The organism is Mesorhizobium sp. YM1C-6-2, assembly GCF_003666685.1.
Lineage (GTDB): Bacteria > Pseudomonadota > Alphaproteobacteria > Rhizobiales > Rhizobiaceae > Mesorhizobium_K.
The window spans coordinates 191,526-214,527 of the sequence record NZ_RCIZ01000009.1 but is presented as its reverse complement, the minus strand read 5'-3'; the positions used below and the strand labels follow the sequence as shown (position 1 = coordinate 214,527).

The following is a 23,002-nucleotide window of genomic DNA, read 5'->3' as shown; positions in this document are numbered from 1 at the left end:
GTGCCTTCCCAGCCGGGACCGGTGATGGCGTATGTCTGCGCCCCGGTGCCGGTGGTGCGCTTTCCGGGAACGTCGAAGACCGTCGTCCAGCCGTCCAGCATCGGGAACAATGCATAGCGGTCGTTCAAGTCCGGAAGGCTGACGATCCAGGGCTCGTCGCCGACGTCGAGGAAGACGGTCGTATAAAGCGTATCCGCATTCGGGGCGGTGACATCCCGGAACTGGGCGTTCGGATATTCACGCAACTTGATGAGATGGCCCATCGGGGCCCTTGTTCCCTTGGGCTCTGCGACATTGGTGATGACGCGGCGGGTCATCTCCATCGTTACCAGTGGATAGCCGTAGATATAGGCTTCGAGCGCGGTCCCGAACTCGTCGGAGCCTTCCATCAGGTCTGTGATCAGCCCCTCGGCCAGCGCGGCCGACGAGCCGAACGAGGTCGCGGTCAGGAGGCCGGCGCCTCCGAGGGAAACGGTGCGACGTGAAATCTTCATCGTGCGATCCTTCATGATCCAGCGGCGTTCCTTGCCTGCGGTATGTTTGTTGCAGATCGGTTGACGCTAGGGAAGTGTGGAGGACGGCCTTTTTCAGCGACCCGCGAAAAATCGACAGCGTGCTTGCGGAAAAGACGCATCGACAACTCCAAAGCTGCCGATCTGGAACCAGCCTCCTCCACCAATCTGCGAATGTCTGCTATCCGGCGGGCTTGCACCGAAGCGGACTGACGGCTTTCCACCCCACGACGGTCGGAGCAACCCGGCATTCCGTGTAGCACGAGCGGCCATCCACGCTGCATCGGGTGGTGCCGACCGTTGCGCGTTGCGCCCAACATTCCGTTCGAATGATCGCCAAGGCAGGTTGTACATGATGAACGTGGGCGGGCTGGACGCGGTCGCGGAGCATGCCACCGGGCGCTGCAGGTGCCACTTGCTCTACTGCTCCCACTTTTCCATCCCGCCTCACTACCGCGAAGCAGATCACCACTAATCTAGCAGTTACCAAATCCTACCAGCTGGACTAATCACGAGGAGGAAGGCTGCCCTTCCGACTGCCGGCCGCTTGCCATTCAAGGAATAGGCTGTATCCAACAGCCAAGAGCACCGGGCCAAGGAACACACCTATAAAGCCGAAGGCTAAAATGCCGCCCAGAAAACCGAAGAAACTGAGCAGCACGGGCAAGCTATTCGCTTGCGTGAGGAGATAGGGTCTCAATACGTTGTCGATGCTGCTGACCAGCAGCAAACCCCAACCAGCAACGAAGATGCCCCAGCCAACCTCGCCCTGAAGAAACAACCAGAATGCGACGGCCCCCCAGACCAAGGGAGGAGCGGCGGGCACAAAGGACAGAAGGAATGTGAGGAACCCCAGCAGCAGGGTCTGAGGGACATCTGCGATCCAGAACCCAAGTCCAGCCAGCAGTCCTTGCGCAATTGCGGTCCCGATCACACCGTAAACCACCCCGGTGACTGTTGAGCCCACGACTGAGAGCAGATGCCGTGCACGAGTGCCACCGATCCGCTCGGAACTGCCGCGCACGGAAGCTGCCATCTGGCGGCCGTACCGATAAAAGAAGAACGCGATGAACACGCTTAGGGCCAGTTCGAGGAGTCCGACGCCGAGAACCGCACCGCTGGCCACCGCAATGTCTGTCGCAGGACCTATAAGCTTCGTCAGCTCGATAAGGAAAGCCGGTGCATTGTAGGCCAAGCCCTGCCAGTAAAGCGCCAGGCGCTCACCAATAAGGGGGATTTTGACTACCCAACCGGGTGGCGCAGGCGGGCCTTGCTCAAGCAGGCTGTTCACGGCCTGTGCGACGACCGCTACACTATCGGCCAGTGTTGCTACCAAGATCGCAAACGGCGCCACAACAACAGCTGCTACAACCAGGGTCATGAGAAGCGCGGCAAGCGTCCTCCTTCCTCCTAGAAGTCGCTCAAACCAAGTGTAGATTGGCCAAGTGGAAAAGCAGAGCACCGCTGCCCAGGTCAGGGCGGAGAGGAATGGCCAGAGCACGACAACGCAGCCGATGCCCAGAAGCACAAGTGCGCCAATTCCCAAGATCCGCTCGACCGATGGGTCAAATGCCATCATGTCCACCTCGCAGCCTCACTCACCATTCCACTCGGACTGACCAGATGTCGGTTACATACCTCGAAAGCGCATAGCTACTTGGCGCCTCCCGCGCCACACGGACTGTCACGTCCATGGTAATGAAATCTTCCGGCAGGCCTACATAACCCCCGGTGATTGGCATGATCTGTCGATTGCTGCGAGCCACAGCTACCGGAACGAGATTAGCGTTGCCTACATGGCGATGTGTCGGATCGAAGGCGATCCATCCCGAGCCAGGTAGATAAATCTCAGCCCACGCATGTGTCGAACCAACCCCCGGAGATGCATCGGCATCATAGAGGTAGCACGAAACTGCCCGAGCGCCCAGACCGAGAAGACGGACAGCCTCGATGAAGAGCGCGGCGATGTCCCTGCAAGAGCCGCTAGCAAGAGAAAGAGTCTCAAGTGGCGTCTGCGTGCCTTCCTCATCGCGAGTCCGGTAAGCCACTGCATCGAGCATGCCCGCATTGATATCCTTCAGCAGAGAGAGCGTATCTGTGGTGTGCCGTGAATGAAGGCCTGCGCCCACGCTCCCAGCCTGCCTTCAGGATCGTCACTTTCAAGGGCGACGAGGGTTCCAAGAGCGGCAAGATCGTCGGTTGAATATTCGAACGGAAATGAATGGGCTTCCGGCGCGATCCGAAAGACCGGCCATGCCGCGGCAGATTGCTCGACAGTCAGATCGTTGACGATCACGAGTTCGGCCGTAGCTGCGAGAACGTCGCCGTCGCGATCAGATTGCCGAAAACATCCTGGGTCCAGTCTAACTCCGCCTCTGGCGAGCAGCTAAGCGAGCTTGCCAGCACTGCAATTTCGTGGCTGCCGCGGGGCCGGAGCATCATGCGGTGAGGCTGGAGCAAGACGGGACGTGCGTAGCGGTACGTGGTTCTGTGATGCACCGTCAGCTTCATCTTTGTCTTCTAGCGTTTTGTCGACTCCCGTCGAGATTCTCGAACAGCGAATGGTTGGACGTGTTTGAACACTCGGGGCCGCTTTCGCGGCCCCGCTATCAAAATTACCTTACTATGTAGACGATTTGCCTGGTTTTCGCGTCGACGAGAACAGGCTGGCCGTTCACATAGACGTACCGGTACTCGTACTCAGGGATCTCGCGCAGTTCGACGGTATCCGGGAGCCCGGCACCAACCACGACTTCGCCATCCAAATAAACGGGATCGATTCTGTTAGTGGTGACGTAGCGGCGTACCTTTTCAGGGGGATCAATAGCAGTACCTGCTGCGCCGCCCGCCACGGCACCGGCCGCACCGCCAACCACAGCGCCGATGGGACCTGCGATCAGCGCACCCGCGACGACTCCGGTGACGCCACCGGCGACTGCTCCGGCATCGCCGCCGCCCTTGTCGGCAGGCGGCGTTAATACTTTGACCCCGGAATTGGCAGGCCGCTCGGTCAGCACGGCTTGAGTGCCCCCGAAATCCCCCGTCAGATAGTCGGAATATACCCATCCGTCGCCAGCGCTTGTTGCCACCAAGCACCATTTGCCACTTTCTAGGCAGCCATTCAGGGCGGTGGCCTGTCCTGCCCCGAGCACCCCAACCACAGGATATTGGGGGCCGGGACCCGCTCGAACATTGAGATCAGTTGTCGCCGCAACACTGGTTTGGGCGCTGGCTAAGCCAGACGACACCAAGACCGTTGCCGCAGTTGCGGCAATCGCCAAAAATATTCTCATCTTAATTCTCCGTTGGATGTCCCTCGCAACATGAACGGAGCAGAGTGGCTTCCGTTCCGAAGACGGGACCATCGTCCCCATGCAGAGTGAAACATACTTACCAGAATTAGCGCCGAATGGCCGCTCGTGGCGCAACCGCGACCTCCGGCATGGTCGCCCGAAATGTCCGCTTTAGGCGGTGTCAAAGCTGACCTCAACGGCCGAGATGAGGGCGCAACGCGGTCATTTGAATTTGGCTTCCCGACCTTTGTGAGCAGACTGCAAACGGTGGTTTGCAGTCTGAACACCTCGGGAGGTTTCATGTCGCAGTGCGCAATCGCCTACTACAGGGTCTCCACGCAACGACAGGGCCGGTCCGGTCTCGGCATCGAGGCGCAGCGGGCGCGTGTGGAGCACTTCGCAATAGCGGAGGGTTTCCATCTGATCGGCGAGCATGTCGACGTCGAGACCGGCAAGGGCTGCGACGCGCTGGACAGGCGCCCTCACCTCGCCCAGGCTCTGGCTGCGGCCCGAAAGGCCCGCTGTCCGGTAATCGTCGCCAAGCTCGATCGGCTGTCGCGCGATGTCGCCTTCATCTCCGGCCTTATGGCCAGCCGCGTCCCCTTCATCGTCGCGGAACTTGGCGCCGATGCCGACCCGTTCATGCTGCATCTCTACGCAGCACTCGCCGAGAAGGAACGCCTGCTGATCTCTGAGCGCACGAAGGCAGCCCTTGCCGCCCGCAAGGCCCAGGGCGCCCGGCTCGGCAACCGCCGGTCGCCAGCCGTTGCCGCAGCCAAGGGACGCGCGGCAAGTCTCGGACATGCCGATTGCTTCGCCGGCGAAATCATCCCGATCATCCGCGGCATCCAGCGGGCGGGTATCACGAGCTTGCGGGGGATAGCGGCAGCGCTGGAAGCACGCGGCGTCCGCACCGCCCGCAACGGCAGGTGGCAGGTGTCGAACGTTCGTAACATCCTGAAGCGCAGCGGTGCGGTTTTATAGACGGGAAATACGACTGGTAACCTTTTCGTCTGCCCCTAGCCTAGCAGCCTGTTGAAGAATTCAGTCCCGTTCGCAGATGAAGCCTGAATCGTCGCCGTTGTGAATGCAGAATTGCTCGATGAGGCGGCTGGCGGTGCCCATCATCGCCCCCCTCGACCGGACGGGTCATTCTCGTCGTGTCCCTCCCCGAGAGCTCCGCGCAGGCTGACCCGTCGCGGGCGCCGTATCGAACGTCGATGAAGTGGTTGTCCCAGACGTCCATTTCGACGATGCGCCAGCGCCTAGTGAAGGCCTTGGCGAACGCGCGAACCCCTTCCATCAGCCGGTCTCCGCCATGAGCTTGGGGGAAGGCCCCCCGACGCGGTCGCGGCCGTGAAACTTCTCCTGTCCGGCGACCGCCTTGATCCAGCCGAGGCTTCCTCGATGCGCTTGCGGACACGTTGGCTGACGGCGTAACCGCCGTGTCGGGTCGTGGCCGTCTATCGCTGAAGCTCGGCCCCTAGTGATCCGCCACGTCCGGCGTCACCCAGTGGGCCGGGCTGATCGTGGGGAGTGGATGGACAGCTCTCTGTGTCTCGGCGGACGCATACATTGCAACGACGCACAGGGTTTGTTAACGCACGCATGGGCAGCGACTGCAAGCGCGTCAGTCCATCGGCTGGCATCTAGAATGCATCTGCGCGCTTCGCGCGTTCGTGTTTCACACCTGTTGCGGTCGCTGCCTGATTGGTTAGAACGATATTTTGAGGTCGTCTTCGATGGCCCACGAGGAAACGGCGTTGACCGTATGATCTGCTATAGCTTCGCGTCGCTGTAGTTGCCTCATACGGTGCTTCAAGTTGTACAATTCTGGATCGTCGGGCGTGGTCCCTTGCCAATGCGCCAAATAACCCATGACACGTGGCGAATGCCGTTCCATGCGCTTTGGATAGGTTTCGCTCATCCTCACCAGCGCTGCCGCTTTTTTTCGAAAGCTGCGAGGTGGGCGGATAACCTCGCCGGAAACATCAAGACCCGTAACGATCTTACGACAATTTGGTCCAAAGCAACGTGTCTTCGCAGGATGTTGTGCAAGCCCCAGCTCGGCGAAACCTGAACGGATCGCACCCGCCGCTATGGACAACGCGTATTCGTCCTGAGCCGAAACAGTGACGTCATCTGCATAGCGCGTATAGCGAGCTCCGATTTCATTGCACAGTCGGGAAAGGCTGTCGTCGAAGTCATAGAGCGCGAGATTGGCCAAATGCGGACTGGTAGGCGCGCCTTGTGGCAGAGTTCCCTCGTGCGTAGTCAATCGGATGATTTCATCGATCGCGGATTGCGATAGATGCGGAAAATGACGTTCCAGCACGACCCGAACCATTCCGGTCGTTACTGATGGGAAGAAGTCGCTGATGTCAGTCTTGTACAGATACCGACAGCCATGATGTTGACGGGCATTCGAAACGATCGAGCGGCCCGCAAAGAATGCCGTCGCTGCGGGATGAGGCGAAACGTGGGATAGCAATTTTTCTAGAATTGCCCTCTGAATTGTTTTTAGTTCGTCAATCGGCGCTAAAATTTGGCGGGCCTTTCGGCCCCTTCTTTTCGGCTTGACATCAAATGAGTGGTAAAACATGGGACCATACCACCCCATGACAGGCTTAATCGCGGTTGAATCGAGACCAAGTACACTTGATAAGACGCTCTGCTCGCTGCTCAACTTTCCGCCCCTCTATTTCACGCGGCAATTCTCTGTCAGCGCGGCATACATTTTGCAAGCGCGCTACAGGCGGTTGTCTCAACTTTGGCAAGCGGCTAAGTCTTCAGAGTATGCCCCCCTCGCGGCACCATCCCAACCGCGCTGCGGGGGCTGGCCAAGCCGCTGACCAGCGCAGCATTATCGCAGCCTGAGCAAACCCCCGCGGTCGGCGGCGCTACCCAGTCGAAACACTTTGACCGAGCAGCCTTCGACAATACCATGGGACCACGATCCGGCCGCCTGCGTGGTGGCGGCGGGAAAGGCGAGTTCCTCGGCTTCGGCTGAGCGGCAGGGCTTCGTTGCAGGTAGATAGTGGCAGGCGCTATCATGCCGGCCGTGCCTGGCGATATCCGCGACTGCACCCACGTCACGCTCTGTTCCGGCGTCGCGGCTTCGAGACTGCAGACCTGCCACGGCTCAATATTCTCGCCTTCCCCAAGCAGGTCGGATAGCGGACGCAGCCAAGGAACTTTCCATAGCTGCCGCTGCGTTCGACCAACCAGCCATCTTCGCACTCCGGGCACGTCGGATAGTTGACACCGCACCCACATCGAACCTCGGCCGTTCCATCCGCGCGGCGTGGCAGAGCGGTTCCGCAGGATTGGCAGGCGGGCAGCAGGTTTCCGCAATGCTGGACATGCTCGCAGCGATACCAAGTGCGGCCATCCTTCCCTGTGACGCCCAGCAACCGCCCACCGCATTCGCCGCAGCCATGTTCCTCCAACTCTACGCCAGGTGGAGCGGCGATGCCGTAGGCGGGATCCTTCTTCAGCTCGGTGACGAAGGACGATGGCCGGGCGTTCGAGGCAAGGATTGTCAGTGTGTGTCGGGTGCGGGTCATCGCGACATACATGACGCGCCGCTCTTCGGCGTTCTGGTACGCCTCCTCCTCCGGCGACACTAGAGACAGCAGGGGGTCGTCGACGATCTCTGACGGGAACCCCGTGCGCCCGCTGTCGGCGTTCAGCAAGACGACGTGATCGGCCTCTAGACCCTTGGATGCATGGATGGTTTTGAAACTTATCTTCAGCCGCGGAAAGCGCCGCCTCAGATCCTGCAGGTCTGGTTCGACGAAGCGGTAACGGCCGAGAAGCAGCACCGTCGCAGGCTTCGTCTCCGGTGCCACAGAGGCTGACAAGCCGGCAAGAACCTCGGACAGTTTCGCCTCATCCTCGCCCTTGGACACGGTCACGACCCTGATGGCGGGTTCGGTCGCGGTCCCCGCCGGGACGATCTGCTTCTGGATCTGGGCCGGGTTCCGCAGAACGAAGGTTCGGGCCGCAAAGGCGATCTGGTCAACCGATCGGAAGGTGCGGCCGAGATCGACGGTCCGGTGCACGCCAGCCTCACCATTGAAGCTGCCCCCAAACTCCCGGCCGAAATGACGCATCAGATGGATGTCGGACCCGGCGAAGCGAAAGATCGACTGCCAGTCGTCACCAACGGCAAAGACGCGCACATCCGGATGCTGAGCCTTGAGCGCCTTGACCAACCGCGCTCGGCTTTGGGAGATGTCCTGGAATTCATCGACCAAGATGTGGCGGAACGGACTGATGTAACGTCCCGTCTCGGTATAGCCCGCGGCGCGCAGGATCATGTCCTCGAAGTCGATCCGGCCTTCCAGGCGCTTCTGGTATTCCTCGAAGACCGGCGCGAAGACGTCGAGGAACGCGCGGGCGCGCTTGCCTAGCTTCATCTGGTCGGACTTGATCTCGCAGTCCTGCAGGCTGTAACTGCCGCTCTTGAACTTGCGCAGGAAGGTTCCGAGCAGCTTCGAGAAGTCATCGACCTGCTTCAACTCAACGATCCTGTCGTAGATCGTGTCAGCTGGGCGCGGTTTCAGGGCGACATGCGGCGCTAGCTTTTCAGCAAGGCCGGTCAGCAGGCGCCCCTCCTGCCGCTCATAGCTGTAGGTTTCGATCAGGGTGGTTTCATGCTCGGCATGGACCTGCCGCTTCCATTCCATGCCAGCCAGATATTCGTGGCGGTCGATGAAGGGCGCCGTGACTAGCTGTTCACTGCCATCGGCCATCTTCTGACGGCGCACCCCAAAATGCTCGATGTAGATGCCGCTTTCGGTCAGGCGGAAATCCGGCTGGTAATCGCGCCTGCCAGTTTCTGCGATCTTGTGTTCGTAGACGGGCTCGTATTCATATTCGACGCCGTTTTCATACAGCCAGTTGGCGATCTGCAGCTCTTCGTAACTTTTGACCTTTTCGCCCTGCAGGGTGCGCAGGTCTTGCGCTTCCATGTGGGTGTAAAAGTCGTGCTTGGTCTGAAAGTCCCATTCGCTCTTCGGCTCAACCAGGAAATGCGCGAACCACCGGATGATCGCCTCCGACACATCAGAACGCCGGAGGACTAGGTCTTTTAGGATCTGTTTGATCAGATTGGTGAAGGCCATGTCATCGGTGGCGTGGTCGGCCAGCGCGGGCTTTGACCCTTCGACGATGCCGATGATGTCATAGGCAATCGCGTGGAAGGTCCGCGCGACAATGGGCACGCCGGATCGGGCCTCGACACGTTCCGACATCTCTTCCGCCGCATTCTTCGCAAAGGCGAGAAGCAGGATTTCTTCCGGCGACCGTATGCCCGCCTTGACCAGATAGGCGGCCTTGGCGGTGATCACGCTGGTCTTTCCCGATCCCGCCCCGGCTAGAACGAGCGTCGCGTCCTCATCGACCACGACCGAAAGGCGTTGTTCCGGCGTCAGCGGCTTGCTCTCAATGGTGTCGAAGAAATCCTTCCAGCGATCCAGTTCGGCGGCGACGAAGGCCGCTATGCCGTTTGCCCGCAATGTGCGCGGATCGCATGCAAACTTCCGGACAGGCGCAATGTGTGCGACGATCTCGCGACCGATGGCTTCGGCATTCAGCTTCGACAGGAGTGAAGCATCTAGAGCACGGGCTTTTTCGAGCAAGGGCGCGATCTGACAGACCGCAGGATATCGAGACGGCGCCACCAGCGACTTCACTTCAGCGAGAATCCTGTCCAGTTGCGCCGCTTCTTTCTTAAGGGCCGCGAGATTGAAGCGAGTCCACGCTTCCTTGATCCGTTCCGAGAATTCATGCGCATCTTGGTGGCCCGCGCCCTTCAGCGTGACATCGTCAAACTGGCCTGAACTGAGGGTCAGTGCGGTCCCGAGCATCCCCTTTCTAAGGGAAGGCGCGCTTGCCAGCGACTGCAACGACATGGACGAGACCAGGCCGCGGCGCGTTATCCGGATGTAATCCCCATCCAACTCCATGGCGCGGGCGGACCTGCCGAGGGGATCAGTCAGAAATTTGAACAATGGGCGTTGTTGTAGTCGAAACAATGAACCGGGCTTTCCGCTTGCCAATGTATCAAACTGCGCTTCGGCAGCTACGGACGGCAACTTTCATTCTGCGTCTACGACACTGTGCCGGAGAGCGAGTAAACGAATGTCACACTCCCTCTCTGAAGATCCGATCACGGCAAGGCATCGATGATAGTTCCCCTGTAGAGGCTGAAGTCGCTGTGGCGGGGGCACCCAGTCGTCAGTGTTGTCGGCGATCGACGGTATCCATGGTCATGACGTTGGCAAGGCGGCGTCCAGCGCCTCGGTTATCCGTTGTGCGGTGCGAGACCCTGGACTCGGCGCAGATGTCCTCAAGGCTGACGCCGCCAAGCTGCGAGGGCTGCCTACTGGGCAAGCCGAAGCAGATCCTGAGCACTGGAGAGAGACTTTTGACCTCTGTGCCACAACTTGGCACCGTCAGAAACTATGATCGGCCGGCGGTCGCCGAGACGATTCCCTGCGGTGTGATCGCGGTTGCGGAGGATACTATAATGGCGGGACGAGTGATTACGATCGAACGTGCTGCTCCAAGGGACGGAATTATTGAAGAACCGGAATGGAGCGCGAAAGGGTATTGCCTCGGCGATCCGAAATTCGCTGAAAAGCACCACGCGAAGAACGCAATCTTCGTGAAGACGCTCGATGAGGCAGCAGACCTCGTATCCAAAGGATTTTCGCTGCGAATGGTGAGTCCGGGGAAGCGAGCCTCGCTGGTTTCACCCAAGAGCCTACGCATCGTTCGCAACTAGCGGCCTGGCGAAGCTGGTCATTGAGCGGAGCGGCAGATCCCGTCGCGAGTTTAAGGTGTCGGCAAATTCGGCAGGCGTCATCCTGCCGGTTGTGAACGCCACCCCCGAAGCGTCGATCGCGCCGATCCCATGGGATCATCTGCTTGGCTTCGCCGGTCCCCGGCTCTCCATCTATGGCGGCGGCCATACGATCAAGTCGCTTTTTTGGCACGCTAGCTGTGGAGCCAAGCGTGCCGGAGTGTTGTGGCTCATGCGGACTTGTCTGCAGCCGCCGTGCCGCGATCAACGATAACTGACTTCGCAGTCTCTTCCGACTGAACGCGCGCCGTATCAGGAAAGCTATACCCTCGCGCGCGCGCGCTAGGAGCTTGAATATTCGCCTTCAGGCCGGCTTGTCAATCGATATGACGCCAACGTACTCTCGACAGAGTAGCAGGGGGATAGTCATGAATGCGCCGTTAGCGAACGACGATCTGAGCAAGCGGCTCTTCCGCGATTTGGGGAACGCGGAGGCGGCTGTACTCGGGGCGCAGGAAGAACTCTCTAGATTTCGCGCGCCTGTGCTCTCAGATCAGGGTCTACACGGGCCCAGTGATCACGATCTTGCTCGTATCGCTCATGCAGAGAAGCGGTTCGCTGCACTGGAGGCAATCATAGCCGATCCATTCCAGGTGATGGTCGAAGTTTATACTGAGGTGATTGGGGACGGTGGCAAGCTCGTAGAGAAGGAGCAACTTTGGTACGCAAATGTGGACTCTTCAGCCAATGAAGTGTTTCGCAACGGCTCCTCGAACGTTGCCGTGCTTGCATGGACCCATCCCGGCATTCAAATTGCTCTCTCCACCGACATTGGTGACTGCCGGGATGTGCGAGCGAGCGGTCTGAAGCTGCGCAGTGTTGAGCCAGTAGCAAAGGCGCGCTTCGACTCCGCCATCCCGGCAATTTCTGCAGTTTATCAACCCGGCGGCGCGGTCAGACCCCGGCCGGCGGCACAGCAGAAGACCGGATTGAAGGCCGTCAAACTGCACATGACGAAGGATCAGGTGCAGGCTTTTGTTTCCCGAATGTCAGGCTTGATGGTTGTCACGGGCGCGCCGGGATCCGGCAAGACGACAGTGGCATTCCAGCGCATTCGCTTCTTGTTTGACCAACAGGATCAGCGCGATCCTGGAGGTCGCATGGTGCCGTACACGCCGAATGCGACGCGCGTGTTTCTCGCGAATGAGAACTTGGCCGGGCAGGCAAGAGACCTTCTGGTCAATCAACTCGCCATTCCGTCTTTCGTGGTGGAAGGCGTTGGTGATTTCCTGAGCGGTTATCTAGAGCAAACCTGGCTGTACAAGCACAACGCAAGGCCGCGCCAACGTAAGCTAGAAAGACTTGAATTAGCCGCTCGAACCGCGGTGCTCGGTCTGTCTGATCACCACGACTTACTTCGCCTCTGGGAGCATTACGAAAGTCAGATTGCAGATCGTTTGCAAAAGGCACCACAAGCGGACTGGGCTGTGAGAGCTGAATACGTCGAGGCCGGCGCTCCCAAGTTCGCATCAGCCCTGGTGCGGTCAGCGTTGGATGCCAAGATTGGACAGGATCCTGCCTCATCCAACTTGTCGATGGATGCCCTGTTCACGAAAGTGGAGCGCGCCTACACCCAGACACGCAGCAAAATGAACGCTGTTGCACGTCGTGAGTTCGATGAGGCGTTTCAGCAGTGGCTCTACTGGGCGTACGACCCGCTGACTGTCCTCGCCAATTACTTCGGCGCGAGAGAGTCCGAGGCAGCGCACCGGATAAGGCGCGGCACCGGCGGTCGTGTGACTGAGGCCAAGATCATCGAGGACGCTAGGAAGGAGTGGAGTGACCGCGGCTACGGACCAGAGGACGTTCCATGGCTCGCATGGCTCCTGCGCTTCGCCCTTCCCACGTCAACAGATCCACAGGACAGGTTCCGGGAAATGCCCTCTTCGTTGGCACCCGCCAAAACAGAAGGCATGCGCTGGACCCATATTGCGATCGATGAAGCTCAGGACCTTTCCGTTGCCGAGGCGTCTCTGTTGGGATCATTGGTTGACCCTGATGGTGCCCTGACCGTCTCCGCAGATTTCAGGCAGATCGTCAGTCCAGTCCACGGCATGCGAAATGCAGAAGCCTTCCATATCGGCCGATCCTTGCGCGGTAGAGGTGCTGAGCAGATTTACCCGTTCGCGCGCAACATGAGACAGAGCAAGCAGATCGGCAAATTCCTCCAAGGGTTCTACGAGGTCTCATTCCGGGAGCGCCCGACCTTTGACGTGAATTCTGACCTTGAAGACAAGAAGCCGCAGGTCATCATTGCACCACCGCAAGACCATGCTTTGCGAATTAAGCAGCTCGTCTCGGTGTTGCGGCGCTCGCATATAGTTTCCACCATCGCACTCTTGCAGATCAACGAGGATCAGCAGGCACTGAACACACTGCGCCAGGAGCTTGAGGCGATCAACGTTCCGCTCGCGCCTTTGTGGGCTGCTTCAGGTGAAGGTCTGCTCACTACTTCTGTCGAGCGCATCAAAGGACTCGAGTTCGACGCTTGCATCGTCTTGGGACTCGAAGGCGTGGAGAGCGCTGCGCTGAATTTCACACTGAATCGAGCGTACGTCGCGCTGTCTCGTCCCGCACGACGCTTGGCTCTGATTTGCAGCGAATACCCACCGCTGCTCCGCAAACTGGATAAGTCACTTTTCGATGTGACCCAGTCCTGATCGAAAGAAGGCATATGTCAGATACCGCGAACGCGCAGTTGTTTCCTGAGCTGGAGAAATACCTCGATCGGAGTGGCCTCCTTTCCAATGCGAAGGGAATACTTGCAGCGCGTCTTCCACGAATACTAGGGCAAGGCAAGACCCGCGCAGAGGGACTGGACATGCCTCCCGCCGCGATCGAGCGGCAGCAGGAGCTTCTGGCGCTCTCGTTACCAGAAGACGCATCCAGGGAACCGGGCGTTCAAAGGGAAATAGAGGCGGCTCGAAAAGCTGTTGATGCCCATGCGGAACACATGCGGCACCCAGAGAATCGCCGGCGCTTCGCGCTTCAGGTACTGCGCGAACTTGAGGGAGTGAGCACCGGAAACAAGGATAACCACTTTTATGCGGGTGATTTCGTACTCGTTCCGGACAAGAGCGGCCAAAGCTGGTCCTGGTCGATGACCCCCCATTACCCGATGATCCCAAAGATACCGGCCGACATCGAGTACGTGGTAAAGGCCTATGCCGCCTCCGAGCGGATAGTCGAAAAGTGGACGATGCCCGTTGAACGGTTTGTCGAGAGACTTTCTCTCGCCTGGAGCATCGCTCGACATCTTGGAGATAGCGAAAACGTCCTGATTGCGGATGTTGCACGTGTATTCAAAGTGGCTGTGCAGGATGATCGGTTCTGGGGAACCCCGGCACGGCGCAACTTCGAAGACGTCCCAGAGGCAGTTTTTATCATCAACCTCATCAATTGGCGGCGCAATCGTGACGCCGTCGCGAATGCTAACTTCGAACTTGTGCCGGCTACTCTAAACCAGGCGCATGGTTCTAAGTCTCGAGCGTTTTTCGTGCCGGGAAACGCCGAGGGCACCGTGGTTCGGCCAATGATTTACATTCGCCGTCTTTCAAAGTGATCGGAGACCACCTTGGACATTGCTATCTCTGCAATTGATGCGCGCCGCCTTGTCAGCACACTCCTCAACTCGCCGATCGCTCCCGGGCGCTACTCTCATTTCATTAACGTCGGTACCGAACACATAATTGATGCGTTGGATCAGAACTATTTCCGCGGTGAATTAGCTGATGGGATTGGATGCTTCAAATACCTTGAGGGCGATTATGGAAGCGGAAAAACCCAATTTATCAATAGTTTGGCACAGCGTGCAAGTGAGCAAGATGTAGTCACGGCGCTTGTTACTGTCGGAGCTGAATGCCCCTTCAATTCTCCTGCTGCGATCTTCCGCGCGATCATGGAGTCTTTTCAGCCACCGGCTGATGCGGAGGGGGCCGATAGGAAGGGCATTGAGGTGCTTATCGACAGCTGGATTAGCACCCGCATACGTCAACTCGGCGCTGAACCCGGCGAAGACGTTCCGGACCTTGTTCAACGCCAGATCGAGGAACAGCTGGGAGGGCTCTGGAAGGGAGCCCCGGATACTCAAATGGCCGGCGCGCTCACTGCGTTGAGCAAGCGACTCCTCAAGATCAATTGCGGGGCAAAGGAGTCCGTTGCTGACAGCGAACTAATTGCGTGGATACGGGGGGACAATCTCCGCTCCACGACGCTAAAATCGTTGGGGCTTTTCGAACCGGTTCGGGATGACAACGCCTTCCGTAGGCTCAAGACCGTTGTGGCCTTTCTTCGCACCCGCATGGCTTACCGCGGGTTCCTGATCGCTTTCGATGAGGGCACGCGGACATCCTCGTTCAGGCGAGGATCCGCCAAGCAAAAACAGGCAATCGAAAACCTCCTAACAATGATCAACCAGAACGCCGAGGGCGAGTTTGGTGGCGTGATGTTCGTGTACGCTGCTACTCCCGATTTTCGATCGGAGGTCATAAGCACCTATCGCGCGCTTCAGGATCGCATCGGAACTGTGGCGTTCTCGCGCGGAAGCCCGTTAGTTCCTCTTATCAACATCGAGGAGGCAAACTCGGAAGAGGTCATCTTTCGTATCGGAGAGCGGCTCCTTGATGTCTTCAGCAAAGCCTATAGCATTGATTGGCAGATGGCGCTTCAGAAGACCAATATGAAGGCCCTCGTTGAGGCGCAGAAGGACCGGCTGTTCGAAACTCCGAAGCCCCGCTTCTTTGTCTATCAATACTGCCGCTTTCTAAGCAGCCAGCGCGACGCGCAGCGCGCCATCAGCAGTGAACAGGCGAGTGATTTCGTAAACGATAACGAGCCGCCGCTCGAGGGTGAAAACGAGTGATCAAGCCGGGTGATCAGGTGGAGCACGCGGAATTTGGCATAGGCCAAGTCCTTGCGATGCTCGGCACAACGGCAACTGTCGAATTCTTCGGCGAAAGCTTCGATGTGGACGTGGGAGAGCTTCGATCTCGCTCGAACGGAAGCAGCCCTGTTCTTGGTGCTGCCTTGGTTCGAGGAAGTGCTGACCTGGCATTCCGTCGGTCCTTCGAGGCGGTGAACCTCGGGGTAGTGCCGTCGGACCCGGATCAGCTTATCTACCTGACGATCGGCGGAAACGAAATATCGCAGGAAGTGCGGGGCATCCTGGATAAGGCACCGCAAAGCGGTGCTTGTCGTATTTTCATGGGATACTATGGATCCGGGAAGTCGCACCACCTGAAGCTGGTCAAGGCTATTGCCCTACGTGAAGGGTGGGTGACTGCCTCCATTGAGCTGGATCCAAAAGCTGCCGACCCTGCGAAGCCCTCCTCGGTCTACCAGGAACTTATCAGCGGTCTTCAGTTCCCGATGCGCAGCGATGGAAGCCGGAACGAGGATTTCTTTGATTTGATCAAGGAAATCCGGGACCGGTGGCTGGAAGTCCGTAACCTGAAATATTTCAAAGCATCGGGGTGGTTTCGTAATGGGCTTGAGGCCCTTCAGCATCTAGCTCATCGGCGGGATGACCAAGAGTACGTTTCAGCAGTGAATTGGCTCGCGGGACAGGTAAAGCTCATCAGTGCCATCCGGCAGGTGACCTGGCGAGAAGGATACAGAGGCAAGATTCCAACGATGCCTCAGACCAAGGACACGGGTGCACTTTATGCATTCCATTTGGTCGTTCTGCACGAAGTCCTGCAAGCCCTCGGCTACCGAGGACTCGCTCTGATCATCGATGAGGCTGAGCACGTTCGGACGTATTCGATAAACCGATATTTGCGCGCCAATAACTTTTTCGACGTTCTCGCACGGTGTGCTCATCCACCGCGCAAAGGTCTCAAAGATCCTCATTGTGACTACGACATGACGGGCATCCCATCCTTCTGGCGCGAAGGTCCCCACTTCGGCCTTTTTGTGGGTTTGACCGAAGGCGAGGACACGCAGGACCTCAAGAGAAAGGCTGGAGAAATGAGCGTGCTCATTCACTCTGCTGACGAAGTTGTACATCTCGTGCCCCCAACCGCCTCCGATTACGAGGCGTGGGCGCTACAATTCTTGACCGAGGCTTCGAGCCATCTCGGACCGAAGGTCGACCTGCTTTCCGACCCGGAACTCCGCGCGCGGATTGCTGGCGTTCTGCGCGAACGGTTCGAGCAAATCCCGGATTCTGAAAAGTTGCTTCGAAACTGGACAAAGATGGCGGGTCTTCCCCCGGCAGTTCTCCTGAGCCAGTCGGCGAAGGTGGGCCACAACGAATTAATCGCGATCGTCGACGATGCGGCCAAGCAAATTTCAGGGGAGGTGATGCCCTGGGATGAGTAACAGCCGAGCCAACCTGGCGCGTATGTTGCCCGATGCCTTTCCGATCTTCTTCGCCGGACGGCAGCCATATCCGGGCCAAGCGTCCGTGATGCCGGAGATCGTTCGTGGTCAAAACGTGCTGTTCGCCGCGCCGACAGCTTCTGGCAAGACGGAAGCGGCCGTCGCGCCGCTCTATCAGCGGCATGTAAGTTTCCGACGCGGGGCTTTGTCCACTATCTACGTGGCGCCGACCAAGGCACTCGTAAATGACCTCTACGAGCGTCTGGTCACCTACTTGGGCATCAAGCACCCCGGGACGATCGCTCGCTACACTGGCGACCGCCATGAGTACTCACGCGCAGAAGGGGCCTTCTGCGTCGTGGTGACCCCGGAGGCGCTCGACTCCTTGCAGCTTAGGCACCCGGAACTTCTGCATTCGGCGCGATCGGTGGTAGTGGACGAAATTCATCTGCTCCATGGCCAGGCGCGTGGCCAGCAACTGCGGCACGTGATCTCTCGTATCCGGAGTGCGGCCAAGCCGCCACGGTCTCCGCGGGACAACTTTCAGATCGTTGGAATGACCGCAACGCTGGACGACATGCCGGCAGTTGCAGCGCTCTGGCTCGGCGAAGACGCGAAGGTATTGTCTCATGGTTCGCCGCGCGAAATCGATCTGGAGCTCGTCGATGTCGTCGTTGAGGAGCCCGGACAAGCAGACCGGGCTAAGGCCCGGCAGCTCGCTCGGTGGCTCGACAGGGCGGGCGCTGAGAAAGTGCTCGTCTTCACCAATTCCCGCAATGGTGCGCATGCCATGGCGGCGCATCTTCACGAGGAGCTCTCCGGCACCCGGTGGCCGGTTCATCTCCATTTCGGGGCCTTGCCTGCCAGTCAGCGGGAGCGAGTAGAGGAGCAGATGCGAAGCGATCGATTTGGCGTCTGTGTGGCCACATCGACGTTGGAAATCGGGATCGACATCGGAGACGTTGATACCGTCGTACTCGCTGAGATGCCGCGAAGCGTTAATGGCTTTCTACAGCGGATAGGTCGCGGAAACCGTCGAACTGGGACTTGCAGAGTGGTCAGTTTCCGGAGCTCAGACGACGACGAACAGCTCATGCAGGCGTTGCTGGACTGTGGTCGCCGTGGAGACCTTGACGACGTGTATGAGTACGATCGCCCATCAGTGCGGTTTCAGCAAGTGCTTAGCCTTGCCTGGCGCGCAACTCGTGAGGACCGCTCCTTAACGGAGAACCATTTGGCTGCAGAAGCCGGAACAGACGAGCACACTCGGGTCGTGCATGACATGCTGGCGACGGGCTGTCTTGTCGATTTGCGCGGAGCCCTCGTGCCGTCTGATCGGCTGATCGATGAGGGAGATGCGGGCCGGATCCATACAGTCATCGCCGGCGGTGTCAGCAGCTCTGTCGTCGATATGCGTACCGGCGACACGGCATTCCGCGACGCGGACGCAGCTACCACAGGTGGCGCCCTGTTCCACGCCGGTGCAATGCGACGGCTGCTGGCGGGGGGCGATGGGGCGGCTTACCTCGGAGATAACGCCAAAAGGTCTCATCCGCTTGCGAAGATCAAGGCTACTGGGCCTGCTCTGCCAACGAGCCGTAGTATTATATGGGCGCTGGCACGTCTCAATGGGTACGACCCGGCTCGTTGGCAATTGAACGGCGGAACGCTTTTGACTTGGGGCGGGCAGACACTGAATGCTCTGCTTGCTGCAGTTTTTCGAAGGTCAGCTCCTGACCGCAACTTCTCTCCGAGCCCAACCGCAGTTTCCGGGGACATGTTTGCCATCGATCTGTCGATTGAGTTTATCCGGGACTTGGCCAAGGGTATCGAGACGGCAAACGATCTCCCCCTTTCCGTCACTTCGAAATTCGTCGGCCCAAGCCGTTTCATCGGGGAGCTGTCAGACGCGCTTGTGGCAGAGGAGAAGCGACGTGCAGTCCCGTGGGCGCTCTTGCATCGCTGGCTTGATCGGGTCGAAGGCATCGACCTCGGAGGATCATTGCCCATGGAAAAGCGGAACTGAGTGCAGGTACTCTGACGCTGCGTACTAGGAATTTTCAATTGCGTTATAAAACAGAGGCTTAGACTAGAGAAGGTTGGATACCAGGCCCATCCCCTCCGCCAGCCCTGCCCGCGTCCTCAGCTCAAAGCAATGCGCCTGCCCCTTTCACGGCGGATTCCCCTTTGTCGTACCAATAAAATCAATCACTTAGCGTCCATTTGAAATCTCTGGTCCCGAAAACGGTCCCGAATTTCATTGGTGGGTTGTCGACGACCGCACCCGGGACCTGCGGGTGCACGCTCGATCAGCAAACTATCGAATCTCAGTTCGAGGGAGAGCGTCACCGGCTCGGCGCCGTTGCCACGCTCGTTCCATGCCTGGTACTTCGCCGGCCGGAAACAAAAGTGGTTGGCAATATTCACAGAGCGCGGGATTGGCTCAAGGCGATGATGCCGGCATGCATCGTCGCCAGCGACCAGGGGGCGCGACCGGCTCCTCCGGAACAGAGCCGGTCGACGCCCTACGTCATCCAGCAGTTCCGCGACGCCGCCGACATGCTCGAACGCGGGATCGTCATCAAGTACGAGAACGGGATGAATTGATGGCCGGCCACTGGTGCAACGACCGATTCGTTTTGTCGCATTCCACACGCAAGCTTGACGGGTCAGACTACCCCTCTACCTGGGAGGGGTAGTCATCGGACGTTTAGAGTTCTTCACTATCCGGCTGCTTCGGCATCTGCCGATTTCCAGCGCCTTTGACGCGCATCTCACCAGGTGCGCTTTTGCGTCCTCGCTGTTTGACGAGGATGTGACTCTTGGCAAACTGTTTGGATGGACCGCTCTGGAGAGCAGCATCGGCGAGACGGATGCGGGTAACGAGGCTGTTGAAACCGCCATGCTGCAGAGTGTAGCTTCCTCGGTGGGTGTAAGGATCGGTGTCGTCAACTCTTGCCCCTCGTTGCGACCGCGGGCCAGCATGCCGCCAGCACCGCGACGTATCTGAAGTCCTTGGCGTCTTCGCAATTCTGACTTAGCTCCGCTGCATCGATACCCCTGAGCCGGACCCTCTCGTGACCGATGACGAACGTATCGCCGTGTACAACCTTGGCTTGACCCGATACCGGACCTGGATTGCCGGTGCGCTGTTTGCGTGCGGCCTTCTGCTGCGACTTGGAACGCTCGCCAGGTACGATGACAGATTCCCCAACAGTTGGTTCAGAGCCAAAGAGGCGATGATAGGCCTCGTTCTGCTTCTTGAAACAATATTCGACCATGCGCCAATCTTGTTGCCATTGAGCCAGACACCGCGAAAGGATGCCCTGCTGGTCGTTGCCGCGCGCTTGGCGATTTATGGTCGCGACGCTCTGGAACGCCTAAATCTGCTTGTTGATGCAGTCTTCCTGCATTCGGTAGTCTTGCGGCCATTGCGCCCTGCAAGCTCGCCGAATGTCAGAAAGTGTGTCGGCTGTCGCATGTGGAATAGCGGCAGCAAGAAACAATGCGACCCAGAACGATCGCATTACCCCCCGTAGCTCTCCCGAGCACATGATTGTCCATTGCGTGAATAAGCACAAGCCTTCCCCCCGGAGGACGATACATGAGTTATCTTGGTCAATTGGGTAGCAGACCTTCACTATTCGCGTAAGCTGGAGTTCTTAGGGAGGAGCGCGGTGATGCAATTTTCGTTGGATGAACTCGAAGATTTTCACGCGCCTGGGCGCGGACGATCCGCCCAGGCTTCTGGTTCAGCCGAGCGTCCGCGTCTGCACCTGAAATCCACGAAGCCGAAAGCGTGACTGCCCGCCTACGCTTCATTACCGATCAGCTACAGGGTTGAGGAAAACACCCATCACACCGTCGACGAGAAGGCTTCGTCCGAGAGCGCACTTGCGTGGGTGCAGTTCGGCGGCCATTCGTTCTGCGCATGGAACGAATGACACTAAATTCGGTGTCTTTGAGTCTTCGTCGTTCAGTTCGGTCAGCCCGCCTCGCGCAGCTGTGGCAAATCCCTGAAGAGCTCCAGCGCCTCGGGGTTCGCCAGAGCTTCCTTGTTCTTGACCGGGCGGCCGTGGACGACCTCGCGCACGGCGATTTCGACGATCTTGCCGGACTTTGTGCGCGGGGTGTCCGAGACGGCGACGATCTTCGCCGGCACGTGACGCGGGCTGGCGCCTGACCGGATCACGCTCCGGATCCTCGCCTCCAGGGCGTTGTCCAGCACCACGTCCTTCGCCAGGCGCGCGAACAGCACCACACGCACGTCGCCGTCATGGTCCTGGCCGATGCAGAGAGCCTCCAGCACCTCCGGCAGCTTCTCGACCTGGCTGTAGATCTCCGCCGTGCCGATCCGCACGCCGCCGGGGTTCAGTGTGGCATCCGAGCGGCCGTGGATGATCAGGCCGTCATGCTGCGTCCACTCGGCGAAATCGCCATGGCACCAGACATTGTCGAAGCGCTCGAAATAGGCCGCGCGATACTTCGCGCCGCCCGGATCGCTCCAGAAGCCGACCGGCATCGAGGGGAACGCCCTGGTGCAGACGAGTTCCCCCTTCTCGCCGCGCACCGGCCGCCCCTCATCGTCCCAGACGTCAACGGCCATGCCCAGCCCCGGCGCCTGGATCTCGCCTTCGTAGACGGGCAGCGTCGGCACGCCCAGTACGAAGCAGGACACGATGTCCGTGCCGCCCGAGATCGAGGCGAGGTGAACGTCGCGCTTTATTCCCTCGTAGACGAAGGAGAACCCCTCCGGCGACAGCGGCGAGCCGGTCGAGAAGATCGAACGCAGGCTCGACAGATCGTGGCTCCGCGCTGGCTGCAAGCCGGCCTTGCGCACGGAATCGATGAACTTCGCCGAGGTGCCAAACTGCGTCATCCGCTCGGCCTCCGCGTAGTCGAACAACGTGCTGCCATCCGGGTGAAAGGGCGAGCCATCAAAGAGCAGCAGCGTCGCGCCGAAGGCCAGGCCGGAGACCAGCCAGTTCCACATCATCCAGCCGCAGGTCGTGAAATAGAACAGCCGGTCGCCGGGGCGCGCGTCGCCGTGCAGCCGGTGTTCCTTCAGGTGCTGCAGCAGCGTGCCGCCGGCGCCATGGACGATGCACTTCGGCACGCCCGTGGTGCCCGACGAGAACAGGATCGCCAGCGGGTGCGAGAAGGGCAGCCGCGTGAAGCTGACCGCGCCCGGCGCGAAGGGCGCCAGCGCCACCGACAGGGCTTGCGCGCCCGGCACCGTGGCGGCCACGGCCTCCGCGTCGCCGAGATAGTCGATCACGAGAACCCGCTCGAGGCTGGGCAGCCGGGCCGCGATGGAAGCTACCTTGCCCGCCACCTCGATCCGCTTGCCGCCATACCAATATCCGTCCGGCACGAGCAGCACCTTCGGCTCGATCTGGCCTAACCGGTCGAGCACGCCCTCCACGCCGAAGTCCGGCGAGCAGGACGACCACACCGCGCCGATGGCGCTGGCCGCCAGCAAGCCGGCGATGGCTTCCGGCATGTTGGGCATCATCGCTGCGACACGGCCGCCTTCGCGCACGCCTAGCGACACGAACAGCCGCTGCAGCCGGGAGACCAGGGCGTGCAACTCGTCCCAAGACAGGCGGCGCTCGATCTTGTCCTCGCCGCGAAACACCATTGCCTCGCCGGCGCCGCGCTGGCGCAGCAGGTTCTCGGCGAAGTTCAGCCGCGCCTCCGGGAAGAAGATCGCGCCCGGCATGCGGTCGGCGTTGTCCAGCAGGCGCCCGCCCTTGTCGCCGACCACGTCGCCGAAATCCCAGACGAGTGACCAGAACGCGCCGCGATCCTCGATCGACCAGCGGTGGAGGTCCGCATAGGAGCCGAGCGGCCGGCCTGCCACCTGTTCTGCCTGCCGCGCGAACGCGGTCAGCTGGCTTCGCGCCACATGCTCGGCGTCTGGCGCCCACAGCGGCACTGATGGATCACTCGACATCGGACCTCCCAGTCAGTCAATCAATCGAACTCGGCGTTCCAGGCACCAG

The 23,002-nt window shown here is 59.5% G+C and carries 18 protein-coding genes and 2 pseudogenes; 9 read left to right on the top strand and 11 right to left on the bottom strand.

Annotation, left to right across the window (positions count from 1 at the left end; all coding sequences use genetic code 11):
* The 6 genes from D8676_RS20925 to D8676_RS20910 all read right to left on the bottom strand — a co-directional run.
* Positions 1–494: DUF1254 domain-containing protein (locus D8676_RS20925; RefSeq protein ID WP_147448233.1), on the bottom strand; the 494-nt coding region annotated here is incomplete at its 3' end.
* 523 nt (positions 495–1,017) lie between these two features.
* Positions 1,018–2,091 (bottom strand): AI-2E family transporter, encoded by a 1,074-nt coding sequence (locus D8676_RS20920; RefSeq protein WP_121583018.1) that lies wholly within the window; start codon positions 2,089–2,091, stop codon positions 1,018–1,020.
* Between the two features lie 19 nt (positions 2,092–2,110).
* A complete protein-coding gene (locus tag D8676_RS27955) occupies positions 2,111–2,572 on the bottom strand; it encodes a transglutaminase-like domain-containing protein (protein ID WP_348629031.1) in 462 nt (153 codons plus the stop codon).
* A 17-nt stretch (positions 2,573–2,589) separates the two neighbouring features.
* On the bottom strand, positions 2,590–2,808 hold the full coding sequence (locus D8676_RS27950) for a hypothetical protein (protein ID WP_348629030.1): 219 nt from the start codon (positions 2,806–2,808) through the stop codon (positions 2,590–2,592).
* Complete coding sequence (locus tag D8676_RS27945; RefSeq protein ID WP_348629029.1) at positions 2,805–3,023, bottom strand: transglutaminase N-terminal domain-containing protein; 219 nt, start codon at positions 3,021–3,023, stop codon at positions 2,805–2,807. Before D8676_RS27945 ends, D8676_RS27950 begins: the two co-directional genes overlap by 4 nt.
* Positions 3,024–3,127: 104 nt before the next feature.
* Positions 3,128–3,805 (bottom strand): DUF1236 domain-containing protein, encoded by a 678-nt coding sequence (locus tag D8676_RS20910; RefSeq protein ID WP_121583017.1) that lies wholly within the window; start codon positions 3,803–3,805, stop codon positions 3,128–3,130.
* Between the two features lie 300 nt (positions 3,806–4,105).
* Between D8676_RS20910 and D8676_RS20905 the strand changes: the two genes are divergently transcribed.
* Entirely contained in the window at positions 4,106–4,789 is a 684-nt protein-coding gene (locus D8676_RS20905; RefSeq protein ID WP_121583016.1) for a recombinase family protein, read from the top strand.
* Between the two features lie 60 nt (positions 4,790–4,849).
* Here D8676_RS20905 and D8676_RS27940 read toward each other — a convergent pair.
* From D8676_RS27940 to D8676_RS20885, 4 genes and pseudogenes are all read right to left on the bottom strand, one after another.
* A pseudogene (locus D8676_RS27940) lies at positions 4,850–5,108 on the bottom strand (hypothetical protein).
* 38 nt (positions 5,109–5,146) lie between these two features.
* Positions 5,147–5,299: pseudogene (locus D8676_RS20895) on the bottom strand (IS5/IS1182 family transposase); the annotation flags it as partial.
* A gap of 220 nt (positions 5,300–5,519) precedes the next feature.
* On the bottom strand, positions 5,520–6,491 hold the full coding sequence (locus D8676_RS20890; RefSeq protein ID WP_121583015.1) for a reverse transcriptase family protein: 972 nt from the start codon (positions 6,489–6,491) through the stop codon (positions 5,520–5,522).
* A gap of 406 nt (positions 6,492–6,897) precedes the next feature.
* Positions 6,898–9,822 (bottom strand): UvrD-helicase domain-containing protein, encoded by a 2,925-nt coding sequence (locus tag D8676_RS20885; protein WP_245427000.1) that lies wholly within the window; start codon positions 9,820–9,822, stop codon positions 6,898–6,900.
* Between the two features lie 416 nt (positions 9,823–10,238).
* Between D8676_RS20885 and D8676_RS20880 the strand changes: the two genes are divergently transcribed.
* The 8 genes from D8676_RS20880 (at position 10,239) to D8676_RS27070 (ending at position 20,536) form a co-directional block, all read left to right on the top strand.
* Positions 10,239–10,598 (top strand): hypothetical protein, encoded by a 360-nt coding sequence (locus tag D8676_RS20880; RefSeq protein WP_245426997.1) that lies wholly within the window; start codon positions 10,239–10,241, stop codon positions 10,596–10,598.
* Between the two features lie 446 nt (positions 10,599–11,044).
* Positions 11,045–13,336 (top strand): AAA family ATPase, encoded by a 2,292-nt coding sequence (locus tag D8676_RS20875; RefSeq protein ID WP_183097181.1) that lies wholly within the window; start codon positions 11,045–11,047, stop codon positions 13,334–13,336.
* A gap of 14 nt (positions 13,337–13,350) precedes the next feature.
* Positions 13,351–14,238, top strand: coding sequence for a hypothetical protein (locus tag D8676_RS20870; protein WP_121583013.1), 888 nt, complete (start codon positions 13,351–13,353; stop codon positions 14,236–14,238).
* A 12-nt stretch (positions 14,239–14,250) separates the two neighbouring features.
* Positions 14,251–15,537, top strand: a complete 1,287-nt coding sequence (locus D8676_RS20865) for a BREX system ATP-binding domain-containing protein (RefSeq protein WP_121583012.1) — start codon at positions 14,251–14,253, stop codon at positions 15,535–15,537.
* The gene (locus D8676_RS20860; RefSeq protein ID WP_121583011.1) at positions 15,534–16,997 is read left to right on the top strand and encodes a BREX system ATP-binding domain-containing protein; all 1,464 of its coding nucleotides are present in this window, start codon (positions 15,534–15,536) and stop codon (positions 16,995–16,997) included. The genes D8676_RS20865 and D8676_RS20860 overlap by 4 nt, the downstream gene beginning before the upstream one ends.
* Positions 16,990–19,023 (top strand): DEAD/DEAH box helicase, encoded by a 2,034-nt coding sequence (locus tag D8676_RS20855; protein ID WP_121583010.1) that lies wholly within the window; start codon positions 16,990–16,992, stop codon positions 19,021–19,023. Before D8676_RS20860 ends, D8676_RS20855 begins: the two co-directional genes overlap by 8 nt.
* A 383-nt stretch (positions 19,024–19,406) precedes the next feature.
* Entirely contained in the window at positions 19,407–19,604 is a 198-nt protein-coding gene (locus tag D8676_RS20850; RefSeq protein ID WP_121583009.1) for a hypothetical protein, read from the top strand.
* A 470-nt stretch (positions 19,605–20,074) separates the two neighbouring features.
* Positions 20,075–20,536, top strand: a complete 462-nt coding sequence (locus D8676_RS27070; RefSeq protein WP_147448232.1) for a hypothetical protein — start codon at positions 20,075–20,077, stop codon at positions 20,534–20,536.
* A 446-nt stretch (positions 20,537–20,982) separates the two neighbouring features.
* On the opposite strand, the gene D8676_RS20840 is transcribed toward D8676_RS27070, so the two are convergent.
* Positions 20,983–22,953: an acetoacetate--CoA ligase gene (locus D8676_RS20840; protein ID WP_121583007.1), complete on the bottom strand. Its 1,971-nt coding sequence runs from the start codon at positions 22,951–22,953 to the stop codon at positions 20,983–20,985.
* Positions 22,954–23,002 lie beyond the last annotated feature (49 nt).

Excerpts from the sequence above, each read along its gene's own strand:
- D8676_RS20840 (WP_121583007.1), bottom strand. The coding sequence starts at position 22,953 with ATGTCGAGTGATCCATCAGTGCCGCTGTGGGCGCCAGACGCCGAGCAT.
- D8676_RS20910 (WP_121583017.1), bottom strand. The coding sequence starts at position 3,805 with ATGAGAATATTTTTGGCGATTGCCGCAACTGCGGCAACGGTCTTGGTG.
- D8676_RS27955 (WP_348629031.1), bottom strand. The coding sequence starts at position 2,572 with ATGCTCGATGCAGTGGCTTACCGGACTCGCGATGAGGAAGGCACGCAG.
- D8676_RS20870 (WP_121583013.1), top strand. The coding sequence starts at position 13,351 with ATGTCAGATACCGCGAACGCGCAGTTGTTTCCTGAGCTGGAGAAATAC.
- D8676_RS20855 (WP_121583010.1), top strand. The coding sequence starts at position 16,990 with ATGAGTAACAGCCGAGCCAACCTGGCGCGTATGTTGCCCGATGCCTTT.
- D8676_RS27945 (WP_348629029.1), bottom strand. The coding sequence starts at position 3,023 with ATGAAGCTGACGGTGCATCACAGAACCACGTACCGCTACGCACGTCCC.
- D8676_RS20875 (WP_183097181.1), top strand. The coding sequence starts at position 11,045 with ATGAATGCGCCGTTAGCGAACGACGATCTGAGCAAGCGGCTCTTCCGC.
- D8676_RS20920 (WP_121583018.1), bottom strand. The coding sequence starts at position 2,091 with ATGATGGCATTTGACCCATCGGTCGAGCGGATCTTGGGAATTGGCGCA.
- D8676_RS20905 (WP_121583016.1), top strand. The coding sequence starts at position 4,106 with ATGTCGCAGTGCGCAATCGCCTACTACAGGGTCTCCACGCAACGACAG.